The sequence below is a fragment of the Methanosaeta sp. UBA356 genome, from assembly GCF_002496465.1.
Classification (GTDB): domain Archaea; phylum Halobacteriota; class Methanosarcinia; order Methanotrichales; family Methanotrichaceae; genus Methanothrix; species Methanothrix soehngenii.
The window spans coordinates 1-13,959 of sequence record NZ_DAKC01000123.1 but is presented as its reverse complement, the minus strand read 5'-3'; the positions used below and the strand labels follow the sequence as shown (position 1 = coordinate 13,959).

11 protein-coding genes are annotated in these 13,959 nt (G+C 55.0%); 6 read left to right on the top strand and 5 right to left on the bottom strand.

What is annotated here, in order from left to right; all coding sequences use genetic code 11:
• Positions 1–392, bottom strand: a 392-nt coding sequence (locus BP727_RS12020; RefSeq protein ID WP_286859002.1) for an acylphosphatase, incomplete at its 3' end; no start/stop codon positions are given.
• A 28-nt stretch (positions 393–420) separates the two neighbouring features.
• Complete coding sequence (locus BP727_RS12015; protein WP_276619457.1) at positions 421–627, bottom strand: hypothetical protein; 207 nt, start codon at positions 625–627, stop codon at positions 421–423.
• A 320-nt stretch (positions 628–947) separates the two neighbouring features.
• Here BP727_RS12015 and BP727_RS12010 point away from each other — a divergent pair, with 320 nt between their 5' ends.
• Complete coding sequence (locus BP727_RS12010; RefSeq protein ID WP_273277995.1) at positions 948–2,753, top strand: YgiQ family radical SAM protein; 1,806 nt, start codon at positions 948–950, stop codon at positions 2,751–2,753.
• A gap of 31 nt (positions 2,754–2,784) precedes the next feature.
• Here BP727_RS12010 and BP727_RS12005 read toward each other — a convergent pair whose 3' ends face one another.
• Both BP727_RS12005 and BP727_RS12000 read right to left on the bottom strand, forming a co-directional pair.
• The gene (locus BP727_RS12005) at positions 2,785–3,729 is read right to left on the bottom strand and encodes an HPr kinase/phosphorylase (RefSeq protein ID WP_013719118.1); all 945 of its coding nucleotides are present in this window, start codon (positions 3,727–3,729) and stop codon (positions 2,785–2,787) included.
• Between the two features lie 36 nt (positions 3,730–3,765).
• Positions 3,766–4,383, bottom strand: a complete 618-nt coding sequence (locus BP727_RS12000) for a 2,3-bisphosphoglycerate-dependent phosphoglycerate mutase (protein ID WP_013719119.1) — start codon at positions 4,381–4,383, stop codon at positions 3,766–3,768.
• Between the two features lie 155 nt (positions 4,384–4,538).
• Here BP727_RS12000 and BP727_RS11995 point away from each other — a divergent pair, with 155 nt between their 5' ends.
• The 3 genes from BP727_RS11995 (at position 4,539) to BP727_RS11985 (ending at position 9,128) form a co-directional block, all read left to right on the top strand.
• Positions 4,539–4,823, top strand: coding sequence for a peptidylprolyl isomerase (locus tag BP727_RS11995; RefSeq protein WP_013719120.1), 285 nt, complete (start codon positions 4,539–4,541; stop codon positions 4,821–4,823).
• A gap of 371 nt (positions 4,824–5,194) precedes the next feature.
• The gene (locus tag BP727_RS11990; RefSeq protein ID WP_157863696.1) at positions 5,195–5,866 is read left to right on the top strand and encodes a cyclase family protein; all 672 of its coding nucleotides are present in this window, start codon (positions 5,195–5,197) and stop codon (positions 5,864–5,866) included.
• Positions 5,856–9,128, top strand: a complete 3,273-nt coding sequence (locus BP727_RS11985) for a PAS domain S-box protein (RefSeq protein WP_286858999.1) — start codon at positions 5,856–5,858, stop codon at positions 9,126–9,128. Before BP727_RS11990 ends, BP727_RS11985 begins: the two co-directional genes overlap by 11 nt.
• A 45-nt stretch (positions 9,129–9,173) precedes the next feature.
• Here the strand turns inward: BP727_RS11985 and BP727_RS11980 are convergent, their stop codons facing one another.
• The gene (locus tag BP727_RS11980; RefSeq protein WP_013719123.1) at positions 9,174–10,145 is read right to left on the bottom strand and encodes a replication factor C small subunit; all 972 of its coding nucleotides are present in this window, start codon (positions 10,143–10,145) and stop codon (positions 9,174–9,176) included.
• Between the two features lie 129 nt (positions 10,146–10,274).
• On the opposite strand from BP727_RS11980, the gene ileS reads away from it, so the two are divergent.
• Both ileS and BP727_RS11970 read left to right on the top strand, forming a co-directional pair.
• Positions 10,275–13,436: an isoleucine--tRNA ligase gene (ileS, locus tag BP727_RS11975; RefSeq protein WP_286858998.1), complete on the top strand. Its 3,162-nt coding sequence runs from the start codon at positions 10,275–10,277 to the stop codon at positions 13,434–13,436.
• Positions 13,437–13,464: 28 nt separating this feature from the next.
• Positions 13,465–13,941, top strand: coding sequence for a bifunctional nuclease family protein (locus tag BP727_RS11970; RefSeq protein ID WP_013719125.1), 477 nt, complete (start codon positions 13,465–13,467; stop codon positions 13,939–13,941).
• Positions 13,942–13,959: the final 18 nt, after the last annotated feature.

Sequence of the window (13,959 nt, the reverse complement as noted above, 5' to 3'; positions counted from 1 at the left end):
TTCTCCGCGATCTCTGGGATGAGATTCGTATTCGTTTTAACCTCCCGGAGATCTTCCCTCATCTCCTGGAGTATAGGGACAGCCTTGTTTATCTGCACAAATGTCCCCGGGGTGGCCGACTGCCATAAAGGTTGTATCTCTTCATCGTAGGGCTCTGACCTTATATCGTCAATCCTGGCTAAAGGCGGGAGTTCGGCCTTGGCAAACTCGAAGAACTGGGTGGCACGTCTTTTGTCGCTATCCACCAGGGCCACGACTGACTGCAGATCGCCCTCTGCGTCGTTGTAGACCTCAAAGCCCCTGAGGGCCAGATCAACAGCCTTCTCTGTGAGCCAGGGCCGGTATCCGACGTCGTGGACCTTAGGGCCTGTGATTGTGATCTTGAGCTTCATCTGGAATGAAAGATTGTCCTCTTTTGTATTATAATTTCTGCTCCTTCCCATCAGGCCGGACTGTGAAGAGCCCATCATGAGCGCGGTGCACGGCATCGTTGATGTCGATCTGGATCTGCAGCACTGCGTTGCTGTCAAAGCTGCGGGAGACGAGGGCTTGGCATATACACTTGTCTTTATCTGCCAGCCATCTTCCTGCCAGCGGAAGCGGTCGTCCGCCTATACGCCCATCCACAGATTGCGGCTGGAGAGGTGGTTCTCCAGGCCTACGCGGGATTTAGGAATAAGCATCTTCTCTGCAAAATACTCCAAACTCTCAGGCTCATCCTGATCGATTGTGTTAGATGCACATACTACGTAGCTAACTTTTATGGATATTTGAATAACTTACTTGCAGATGTGAAATCAGTCCTGATACCTCTTGCGTCACCCTGTGTTCCGTACAGGAATGGAATGATAATTAAATCCCATTAAACTGCTTAAGCCAATTAAAATTGATAACTAAACCTGCCTTCGAAGGGTATATGTTGCCCCAAGGCCTTTCCATAAGCTGACATGATAAAGCAACCCTCTTTCCTGCCCATATCTATACAGGAGGCAAAAAACCTCGGCATCGAGCAGTTCGATATCATCCTCGTCAGCGGAGATGCCTATGTGGACCATCCCTCCTTCGGGGCAGGGCTTTTGGGCCGGGTCCTCTGGGATGCGGGCTACGCCGTGGGAATTGTCGCCCAGCCCGATTGGAAAAAAGATGAGGACCTCCTCCGGCTGGGCCGGCCCCGCCTTTTCTTTGGCATAACCTCCGGCAACGTGGACTCCATGGTCAACAACTTCACCCCCAACCTCAAGCGCCGCCGCCGGGATGTCTACTCCCCTGGCGGCCGCCTGCTCCGGCCGGACCGGGCGGCGATCATCTATGCCAACCGGGTTCATTCCCTCTTTCCCAATGTTCCTGTCGTCCTGGGAGGAATCGAGGCCAGCCTGCGCCGGTTCGCTCATTACGACTACTGGTCGGACTCTGTCCGCCAGTCCATCCTGGCGGACGCCCCCGCCGACCTTCTGGTCTATGGCATGGGGGAGAAGCCCATCCTGGAGGTGGCCCGGCGCCTGAATGCCGGGGAAGAGATCGCCCAGATCGGAGATGTCCCCGGAACCGCGGTTAAAGAGGAGGTGCGGCGCTGGCGAGAGGCTGGGCGTCAGGACGCTGTTATCATCCCCGGCTTCGCAGAGGTCAAGGGGGATAAGAGAAAGTACGCCCAAGCCTTTGCCGCCCACTATAAGGAGCAGGACCCCTATCACGCCCGGGCGGTGGTCCAGCCCCATCCCAAGACGGTGGTCATCCAGAATCCGCCCGCTCTTCCCCTCAGTACGGCAGAACTCGACCAAATCTACGAACTTCCCTATAGCCGAAAGGCCCATCCCTCCTATCGGGAGCCCATTCCTGCATTAGAGCCGGTCCGCTTCTCCATCACCAGCCACCGGGGTTGCTTTGGATCCTGCTCATTTTGCGCCCTCACCCATCACCAGGGAAGGATTGTGCAGAGCAGAAGCATAAGCTCCATCGTCCGGGAAGCAGAGAGGCTGGTCCTTATGCCCGGATTCAAGGGGATCATTCAGGATGTGGGCGGTCCCACTGCCAATATGTACGGCCTGGTCTGCCCCCGCTGGAAGCAGGGGGCATGTCCGGACAGGCTCTGCAGCGCGGACTGCCCCACCCTAGAGAAAGACCACTCCCTCCAGGTGGAGCTGTTGCGCCGGCTTCGGGCCATTCCCGGGGTGAGGAGGGTCTTTGTCGGCTCGGGGATTAGGCATGATTTGGTGATGGCGGACCGGTCGGGCTATCTGGAGGACCTCTGCCGGCACCATGTCTCCGGCCACCTGAAGATCGCCCCGGAGCATATCTCCAGAACGGTTACGGAGTGCATGCATAAGCCTCCCCGCCAGGTTCTGGACGACTTCAGGGAGAGGTTTCGCGCGGCTTCGCAGGCGGCGGGAAGGGAGCAGTATATTCTCCCCTATCTCATGTCAGGCCATCCTGGCTGCACCATTGCCGATATGGTCGAGCTGGCGGAGTATTTGCGCGATAACAGCATGTACACCGAGCAGGTGCAGGACTTCACCCCCACACCCATGACCATCTCTACTGCCATGTATTACACCGGCCTGGATCCCTTCACCCTCCAGCCGGTTCACATTCCCCGGGGGGAGGAGAAGAGGATCCAAAGAGCTATGCTGCAGTACAGAGATCCAGGGAATTACGATCTTGTCCGGGAGGGGCTGGAGAGGATAGGAAGGAAAGACCTCATAGGAGAGGGAGAGAAATGCCTCATTCCGTCCCGATATAGAGGAGCAAAGCATTAAAACCAGTCTCGAACAGAATCCTGGATCAATCTCATTTCTCCTCTAAGATCTCCAATATCCTTCTCTGAGTCTCCTCGGGGGTGCCGGTGGTGTTCACCTCAATCACCCTTGAGTGGAGAAAGAGCGTCCGGAAAAAGCGGCTGCGCCGATTGGCCTTGAATTCGTTATGCACTAGAAGATGAGGATTATAGTAGCCATTCTCCTCCAGAATAGCCAGAGCCTGATCCCCCTCCAAGGGGAGTACGATCTCCTCCTGTTCAGGGTCTCGCTTGAGTAAGATCACCTTCTCAATGGTTGTCAGGGGCATTATGCGCCCCTTTCCTATGGCCTGGCGGAGGTCCACCACTGCTCGCCCCTTGGAATCAAAGGACGCCTTATCAACCAGACCGGCAAACTCCTTCCAGATCTCAGCCAGATCAGCCCGGATATAGAAGTTCTTCTCTGAGCCATATGCTAAGACATCATCACCGAATATCCTTCCGAAGAACCAGTCGTCAGAGACCACTCGCATCCGCGGGTTGCGCAGCAGGCCGTAGGTATGGGTGGTCTTGCCCGCACCCGATCCACCTAATATGCATATCCCCTGACCCCTCATATCCAGGCAGGCTCCATGAACAGAATAGATGTTGTGATAATCCTCCAGGATATCTCCCGCCACGCTCAGGGCCAGGGACTTGACCCAGCCGTAATAGTCCATGTTGATCAGAAATGCCGTTCTGGATTGGGGGTTGTACAGGACCTGATTCTCTCCCACATCCTGATCCCTGATCACATAAAGCCGGCCGTGGGAGCGAATGCTCTGCGATGCCGAATAGAAGCTCTCCTCCCAGGCGTCCTTGATCGATGGGATGCCGGTCAAAAGCTTGATGCAGCATCCATATATCTCCGATTTTATCTCATAGAGCACCTGGCTGGTGTATCGATCAACCAGCTCCTCCTTCATCTCCATGGATATGTGAATAACATCGTATGCCATCTGCAACCCTCTCGAATTCATGCCATTTCCGATATGCTATAGATCGATGCGCTTCATGAGCTTCAGCCGGCCGTCAAGCTCATAGAGGATGGGGGAAGCGGTATGAACCTCCAGCTCTTCGATATTCTGGTCGGAGATCTCCTCAATATGCTTAACAAGGGCACGGATGGTGTTGCCATGGGAGACCACAAGAACGCCTCTCCCTTTTTTCAGATCGGCTGCGATCTGGCCCTGCCAGAGGGGCAGAAGACGCTCTTGTACATCCTTCAGGGATTCTGATGAAGGGGCAGGGAAACGATGGAGAAATCCTTTGCGCCATCTTCGCACCTGCTCAGCGCCATACAGTTCTTCCGCCTCATCCAGGCTCCGACCCTCAAAATCCCCATAGGCGCGTTCGTTTAGCCTCCAGCTCTTGATGACGGGAATCCGCGTCAGGTCCATCTCACCCAGGACTATCCACATGGTCCTGACGGCCCGCTTCAAAAGGGATGTATAGGCAACATCAATCGTTATGCCCGCTCCCTTCATGATCCGCCCGGCATCGCGGGCCTCCTCGATTCCCTGGAAAGAGAGATCGATGTCTGTCCAGCCGGTGAACCTTCTCTCCCGGTTCCAGAGGCTCTGGCCGTGCCTGAGCAATACCAGCCTTGACAACGCAATAACCTAGCCTTGCTGCTTTATCCAGAGGCTTTTAATGGATATTTCTGGCGGTCTTGGAGAAGGGCCGAGCGGGGAATGGTGCATGAGATTGCAGCAGCAGATCTCTAGACCCCTATCTTTTTATCCCATCTCCCCATCAACTCCGTGCTATGACGAAAGAAGTCCATGCCGCACATATCCTGTGCAAAACGGAGAAGAAGGCATTAGAGGTCAAAGAGTTGCTGGCATCCGGCCAGGAGAGCTTTGCTCAGATGGCCCGCAAATATTCCCAGTGCCCTTCCGGCAAGAGTGGCGGAGACTTGGGCTGGTTTGGCAAGGGCAGGATGGTCCCGGAGTTTGAAAAGGCCGCCTTCGAAGGGGAGAAAGGAAAGATCATCGGGCCGGTCAAATCTCAGTTTGGCTATCACCTCATCCGGGTCCTGGACAAGAAATAATGATGGCTCCTCGCTATTTAGAATGGGTGAACTTGAATCGCAAAAACTCTGTATCTTTTGTGCCTTCTGTGGTGAAACGCTATGCTCTGACCCAAACATAGAGACACAGAGGAACAAAAGGCCATATTCTCTGACTTAACTCACCCACATAATTCAGCGAAGAGCCATAATGATTGATCTCGCCGGAACTGCAGGGCTAAAGCAGCCGGTGCCGGCAAGAATGGATTGGTCCGGGAGAACATATCCATTCAGTGCATCTTTTTTTGGATGGCCACTGCAAGCATATCCTATTTTGAAGATGCCAATTGGCAGAAATATTTATGAACAGAGAGGCCAAAAAAGATTTGGGATGTCAATTGCCTCAGCCATCAGTGCCTGGCCTCTATGAAGCGCTGCTAAGCAAAGAGCAGTATGATATCAGCGCGCCGATAGAGATAGCTCCCAATTATCCCGGAGACAGTCCCTTCTCCAGGCAGTGGATGGCGGGACTTGGGAAGGGATCCAACTATAGCCTCTCTGTTCTCTCTTTGGGCTCCCATACGGGAACTCATATTGACTTCCCCTCTCATATACTGAGGGACGGCTTCCCTCTGGACAGCTATCCACCGGAAAGGTTCATCACTCCTGCCTGGGTGATCGCCGTCCGGGAAATCGATGCCGTCCCCGCCCAGGCGCTGCAGGATGTCAATATCCAGAGAGGTGAGGCCATCCTTTTTAAGACCAGCAATTCCTTCCAGGGGTTGATGCATAACCCCACATTCCAGGATGAATACGTCTCCCTCTCTCCCCCTGCAGCAGAGTTATGCGTCAGTCTGGGAGCCAGCCTGGTGGGAATCGACTATATCTCAGTGGATCGATATGAGGATGAATCCCTCCCCGTTCACAATATCCTGCTGAAAAACGACGTTCTAATCCTGGAGGGGATCGATCTTATTGCCGTTTCCCCTGGCAGATACTGGCTGATCTGCCTTCCCCTGAAGATAAAAGATGCTGAGGCCGCTCCCGTCCGGGCGGTCCTGGTGGGGCGATCTCATGAATCCTGAGAGGATGTTTCAGTCCACCCTGGAGATACTGGAGGATGGGATATGCATCTGCGATCCATCCGGGGAGATACTCTATTCGAACCCTGCTGCAGAGAGGATGGCAAGATCTCTGGAAGAGCTGAATTGTGGCAAGGGCGGGGTCTTGAAGGACCTGTGCTCAGGCATCCTAAAGACCGCGAAGAGCGCTGATGGCCCGATCCATCGAGGAGATGTCGATCTCCAGAGAAGGAGAATTGAGTACTCCATTGCTACTATGCAGGGGAAGGGCTATGAAGGCAGATCCATAATCACATTTAGAGAAGCGCATCCCTCTTCTGGGCAGGTGCATGATAATAATCCTCCCTCTGAAAATGCAATTTTTTGGATAGAGCATCAAGGCCGAAATGACGATCTGCGCGAGAGAGATAGGATCATGGCAGGAGCTGCCCTGGCTACAAACCAGCTCCTGATCTCTCGGGAGATGGATGTTGCCCTTAATCTGTCCCTGGAGATACTGGGCTGCTCGGCCAATGTGGACAGGGCCTGCATATTTGAGCATTATCTGGACGAGGAGGGAAGAGATCAGATCTCGCTTGGGTATGAATGGATATCCGGCAATGATGGAGATGCACGCTCGGCCAAGATTCGCCATCCAGATCTGAGCTACGAGGCATACAGCTCCATTCCCCAATGGTTCCAGATCCTCTCCGGAGGAATGCCCATCCGGGGAAGAACCCGCGACCTGCCCCCGTCGGCGAGGGGACCGCTGGAGACGATGGGGGTGAGATCATTCATGATCGTCCCCATATTCACTACCGACCGATTCTGGGGTTTCATCGGTTTCGAGGACTATAGGCTGGAGAGGGATTGGAGCTGGAGTGTGGCTTTCATACTGATGACCATGGCCAGCGCCATAGGAGGATTCATCGGCCGATTCAAAGCGGAATCCGCCCTCAGGGAGAGCGAGGAGAAGTACAGGGAGCTGGTGGAGACCTCAAGCAGCGTCATCATCCGAGTGGATACCAGCGGAGCTATCAGGTTCATCAACAAGTTCGGCCTGCATTTCTTCGGCTACAATGAGGAGGATATCCTGGGACGGAATGTAACCGAGACCATCTTTCCACCAGGAGGCATAGGTTGCAACCTCAAGGCGATAATCGGGCATATAAGGGAGAATCCAGAAGAATGCTCCACTCATATAGCGGAGAACATAAGATCCAATGGAGAGCTGGTCTGGATTGCCTGGGCCCACCGGCTAGTCCAAAACGAGCGGGGAGAGGTTGTAGAGGTTCTGTGCATCGGCAACGACATAACTGAAAAAAAGCGCTCTTCCGAGGAGCTCAAGCGGGTGGCAGCCGACCTGCGGGAAACCAGGGATTATCTGGATAATCTCCTCAGCCATGCCAACGCCCCCATCATCGTCTGGGACCCCAACTTCTGCATCACCAGGTTCAACCATGCCTTCGAGAGGCTGACAGGCTGGCGGGCGGATGAGGTCTTGGGTCGATCGCTGGGAATCCTCTTTCCCGATGAGAGCCGGACGGAGTCTTTCGCTTATATCGAGAGGACCCTCTCCGGGGAAAGCTGGAACGCAGTGGAGATCCCCATATGCCACCAGAATGGAGAGGTGAGAACCGTCCTTTGGAACTCGGCCAATATATATGATGAGGCCGGGAGGCGTGTCATTGCCACCATTGCTCAGGGCCAGGATATCACCGAGAGGAAGATGGCAGAGGAAAGGGTGGCATTTCAGGCCTCATTGCTCGACCAGGTCAGAAATGCTGTTATTGCTACTGATTTCGATGGCAGGATCATATACTGGAACAGGTTTGCTGAATCGCTCTACCAGTGGAAGGCGGAGGGGGTGCTGGGCGCGTCCATTAAAGATACCATCCTTCCTCCGGAGATGAAATATAACGTGGAGATGGTGACGAAAGAGATCCTGGCCAAAGGCTACCTGGAATGCGAGTACCTGGTTAAAAGAAAGGATGGCAGCCGGTTCCCTGCTTCGTATATCTTCAGCACGATATGCGATAATAGGCAAAGGCGGATAGGAATAATCTCTGTGAGCACCGACCTCACTGAGCGAAAGAAGGTGGAGCAGGACCTGCGCGATGCCAAAGAAAGGGCGGAATCGGCGACGAAGGCCAAGTCAGAGTTCCTGGCCAATATGAGCCATGAGATCCGGACCCCTATGAATGCGGTGATAGGCTTCACCAGCCTGCTTCTCAATACCAACATCGACTCTGTGCAGAGGGACTACATTGAGACCATCCACAGCAGTGGTGACTCTCTGCTTAAGGTTATTAGCGATATCCTGGACTTCTCCAAGATCGAGGGAGGGATGATGGAGCTGGAGAAGGAGCGCATTGACCTCATTGAATGCCTGGAGACCTCATTGAACCTGGTGGCAGAGGACGCTTCTCGCAAGGGCCTCTCCGTTAGCTATGAAGTCGAGCCGCAGGTTCCCAGATATCTGATGGGCGACATGACCAGGCTCAGACAGATACTGGTCAATCTCCTGGGAAATGCCGTTAAGTTCACCGATAAGGGTTTCGTCCGGTTGGATGTATCCGCTCTTCCAGTCGAGGACGGCCATGAGATCCAGTTCCGGGTGACGGACTCAGGGATCGGCATATCCCAGGACCGAATGAGCCGGCTGTTCCAGTCCTTCAGCCAGGTAGACGCCTCCACCACCCGCAAGTATGGAGGCACGGGACTGGGACTTGCCATCTGCAAGCATCTGGCTGAGCTGATGGGAGGTGGAATCTGGGCGGAGAGCGTTCCTGGAGAGGGCTCAAGCTTCTATTTCACCATCCAGGCCGAGGCCTCCATCGAGCCTTATCCGAAGCTCCATGGGGATCGGCCTGACCTGACCCTCGATCTGTCCGATCAAGAGATCCAAAAAGGCCTGCGAATACTGCTTGCCGAGGACAATTTGGTCAATCAGAAGGTCGCTATAAGAATGCTGGAGCGGCTGGGATATACGGCTGATATCGCTGCTGATGGCCAGGAGGTTCTGGCAGCACTTGAGAGCAGGCCTTATGATGTGGTGCTGATGGATGTGCAGATGCCGGAGATGGACGGCCTGGAGGCCACGAGGAGCATACGCAGCACCGCATGCCATCAGCCCTACATCATCGCCATGACCGCTCATGCCATGAAAGGGGATCGAGAGGTGTGTCTCGATGCGGGGATGAATGACTACATAGCCAAACCGGTGAGAATTGAGGAGCTGAAAGCGGCTCTTATGCATAGCAGAATGCCGGTTTTCAATGGCTGAGCCCCCTGACTGGTTCAATATGCTACAGAATTATAATTCAGCTGCTCATCTCTGCTCTGAAGCCATCAGGGCGAAGTACGCTAAGAGAGCCTCGAGCTGAATTCTCTCGTTTGCTCCTTCAGTCATGCGAAAATCGATCTCTCCGATACGGTCGATGAGCTTTACCCGATCCCTGTCTGCGATATCATCCAAGTCCAGCATAGCCCGGTGGATTTGGATCACCACATCCTGGCCGGAGAGCCCTTTGGATAGCAGGAGATCATCCAGTATTGCGCGCGCTCCCACAAAATCTCCAGATATTGCGGTCTTGATGAAGCTCTTGATCTCCTCCGGTTTGGCGGTGGATGTGATCTGGTAGATCGTCTCCTCGTCCACCTCGTCGCCCAAGAGAGCTGCCGCCTGCAGGGCGTTGATTGCCTTTCTCATGTCTCCGCCGGCGACATACTCTATAGCGGACAGACCTCCATCTGAAACCCGCAGTCCCTCCTCACTGGCAATGAACTTGATCCTCTTGGTCACCGCTTCAGGAGAGAGGGGCTTGAAGCGGTAAACCGCACAGCGGGACTGAATGGGCTCGATGATCTTGGAGGAGTAGTTGCAGGAGAGTATGAACCTGGTGGTAGCGGAGTATCTCTCCATAGTCCGGCGCAGAGCGCTCTGGGCATCGTTGGTCAGGGCATCGGCCTCATCCAGAAATATAACCTTGAAATCCGCCTCTCCCAGGGGCGCCATCCGGGCGAAGTCCTTGACTTTGTGGCGGATGATATCTATGCCCCGCTCATCGCTGGCATTCAATTCGATGAAGTTGTTCCTCCAGGTCTCGCCGAAGATCTCTTTGACAATGGAGATGGATGCAGCGGTCTTGCCCACCCCTGGCGGCCCGGAGAATAGAAGATGGGGCAGGTTTCGCGTCTTCACATAGGACTTCAGACGGCGGACAATCTCGTCCTGGCCCACAATATCGTCCAGCCTCTCCGGCCGGTACTTCTCTATCCAGATCTCCTCTTTGATATACAACCCCTCAATTATTGGTTTTGGCTATCTGTATATCAATATTCCTCCCTAAATCTCCTCTCTATAATGGGACAACGAAGGCTAAATATAGAGGTGCTACATGCATGCAAATCGTTTTTCGGAGGATTGCAAGTGATCTCTGAGGTGGCTGGACAGTATAATGCGCAAGATCTTGAGAATGAAGTCAGATCGCTGTGGGAGCGAGCGGATAGCTACCGCAAAGTTCGGGAATTGAGATTGGGCGGCAAGAAGTTCTTCTTTGTGGATGGGCCGCCCTATACCACAGGCCGCATTCATCTGGGAACCGCCTGGAACAAGGTGATCAAGGACGCCGTGCTCCGCTACCGGTCTATGAACGGCTTTGAGGTCAAGGACCGGGCGGGCTGGGATATGCACGGCCTGCCCATTGAGGTTAAGGTAGAGGAGTCCTTCGGCTTCCGCAACAAAAAGGATATCGAGGCTTATGGGGTGGACAAGTTCATCCAGAGATGCAAAGAGTTCGCCCTCCGCCAGAAAGATGACATGACAGCCCAGTTCAAGATTCTAGGGGCCTGGATGGACTGGGACGACCCCTACATGACGCTGAAGAACGAGTATCTGGAGGCTGCCTGGTGGACGCTGAAGAAGGCGCACGAGCATAACCTTCTTGAAAGGGGCTCAAGGGTGGTCAACTGGTGCCCCCGCTGCCAGACGGCCATCGCTGACTCCGAGGTGGAATACTGGGATGAGACCGACTACTCGATCTACGTCAAGTTCCCGGTGATCGGGGAGGAGAACACCTACATAGTGATCTGGACCACCACCCCCTGGACCATTCCCGCCAATGTGGCGGTGGCAGTCAATCCCTCCTTCCAGTACTCTCGGGTCAGGGCCTGGAAGGATGGCAAATCCGAGATCCTGATCATGGCCTCAGAATTGGTCGATTCAGTCCTCAAAACGGGCCGCTACCAGGACTACGAGCTTTTGCAGGGCCTTTCCGCCAAGGATATGCAGAAACTGAAGTACGAGCATCCTCTGCTCGATCTGGTGCCCAGGCAGAGAGATATAGAGCATGGCGTATACGCCGCAGACTTCGTCACCGCTGAGAACACGGGATGCGTTCACATCGCTCCCGGACATGGCCTTGAGGACTATGAGCTCGGGCTGGACCACCATCTGGAGATATTCTGCCCGGTAGGCGGGGACGGACGGTATACCGCCGAGGCGGGAGAGAAGTACCTGGGCCAGTATGTCAAGGAGGCGGACAGCAACGTCATCGCAGATCTCGAAGAGAGGGATAAGCTCCTGGCCCAGGGAAGGCTTGCTCACCGCTACGGCCATTGCTGGCGCTGCAAGACCCCCATCATATTCATCGCCACCAGCCAGTGGTTCCTCCGGATATCCGATCTTCGGGATAAGATGCTCGACGAGATCTCCCGGGTGACATGGTATCCGGAGTGGGCGGGCTCGGCGAGGTTTGCCGACTGGATAAGCAATGCCAGAGACTGGTGCATCTCCAGGCAGAGGTACTGGGGCATTCCCCTGCCCATCTGGACCTGTCCTGACTGCGGCCATATGGAAGTTATAGGAACCGCCTCGGAGCTGGAGGAGAGGTCAGGCAAAAAGATAGCTGATCTGCACCGGCCGGATGTGGATGCTATTGTCTTGGACTGTCCCTGCGGGGGGAAGATGTTGCGCTCACCGGATGTCTTCGATGTATGGTTTGACAGCGCAGTGGCCTCCTGGGCCACCCTCCGTTTCCCCAGCCACGAGGAGGAGTTTGGCGAATGGTGGCCGGCGGATTTCATCACCGAGGGGCACGACCAGACACGCGGCTGGTTTTACTCCCAGCTGGGGGCTTCAATGGTATCATTTGGCCGGGCGCCCTACAAGAGCGTTCTCATGCATGGCTTCACCTTAGATGACCAGGGTCGGAAGATGTCTAAGAGCATTGGGAACATCGTCCAGCCGGAGGAGGTGGTGGAGCGATTCGGTGCCGATATTCTGCGTTTCTATGTCCTGGGAGCCAATGCCCCCTGGGAGGATCTGCACTTCTCCTGGGAGGCGGTGGAGAACACCAGCCGGATGATCAATATCTTCTGGAATGCCTATCGCTTTGCCCTGCCTTATATGGTTCTGGACGATTTCGACTTGAAACGGGCGGATCTGGACCTTTACAAGAGCAGCCTGCGTCCCGAGGATCGCTGGATCCTCTCCCGGGTAAACAGCCTGGCGGAAGAGATCACCGCGGAGATGGAGGGCTATCAGCTTCACCGCATCGTCCGCTCCATATCCGACTTCATCTTAGAGGACCTGAGTCGCTGGTACATCCAGCTGGTCCGGCCCCGCACCTGGATTGAGCAGGATGATCCGGATAAGCTTGCTGCATATGCTACCATCTATGAGGTGCTGACGAAGCTGGCTAGGCTTATGGCTCCGTTCACCCCCTTCATCGCCGAGTCCATCTACCAGAACCTTGTGCGGGGTCTGGACGAGAATGCCAGGCCTTCAGTTCATATGTGCGACTGGCTGGAGGGCGATAAGGGACTGATAGACGTACGCCTGGAGGAGAGCATGGATCTGGTGAGGGAGGTGTCTATGGCCGCCTCCAATGCCCGGCAGAAGGGCGGGAGAAAGCTACGCTGGCCGGTTTCTGAGATTGTAATCGCCCCCTCCAAAGAGGCTTTGGACCTGGGGGGCCTGGAGGATGTCCTCCGGGGGCAGACCAACTCCAAAAAGATTACTGTGCTCTCTCCAGGAGAGAAGCCCAGGATGGATCTGGAGATGGCTCCCGTTCATAAGAAGATCGGGCCAGTGTACAAGGGAGAGGCCAAGCTGGTGGTAGAGGCCATAGCAGCCGCTGAGCCCTTTGGGGTTAAAGCCGATCTGGACGGCAGCGGCCAGGCGGCCTTGAGGCATCAGGGTCGGGAGTTTGCGATTACCTCAGAGATGGTGCAATTCCGGGAGCTTCCACCGGAGAACCTGCCGGCCGCGGAGTTCTCCCGGGGATTTGTATATGTGGACATTGCCCTCACCCCGGAGCTTGAGGCAGAGGCCTATGCCCGGGAGATCATCCGGCGCATTCAGGATATGAGAAAGGAGCTGGATCTGAGAGTAGAGGATCAGATCCGAGCGGTGGTGGATATCGAGAGCAAGACCATACTCGATCTGGTTGTTTCAGGGAAAGAGCACATCGCGGGAGAGGTTAGGGCGGCAGAACTGGAGATGGGTCTGGGACTGCAGATACGGGGCTCTTTGATTAAGGACTGGGATGTCGAGGGCGTATGCATGCACATAGGCATAGACAGGGCGTGATGGATATTGATCGTCGGAGTTTTATAAGATGAACGATCATGAGGATCTCATGGAAACGCCAGTCCCGGTCAGGGTCAAAGGGGTTTACATAGCGGAATCGGATGAGAGCAATCCCGCGCCAGTGGTTTTGCTGGAGGATGAGAAGGGACGGATAGTGCCCATATTCGTGGGGCTGTCCGAGGCCATCTCCATCCATCATGCCCTGTCTGGAGAGCTGGCCCCCAGGCCTATGACTCACGATCTGTTCATCTCCACCCTGGAGAGCCTGTCCGCCAGCATCACCAATGCGCTGATCGATGACCTGGACGGGGGAATCTACTATGCACGGCTGACCATCAAGAGCGACTCTAAAAAAAATGAGATAGATGCCCGGCCCAGCGACTGCCTGGCCCTGGCCTTACGGGCAAAGGCATCGATCGAGGTTCGGGAGAGGGTGGTGGCGGATGCGAGCATCAGCAAAAGCGATGCTGAGAAGCTGATTAGCATCGAGAACTATTTGCAGTAAACTACTCCGGCCTAAAGA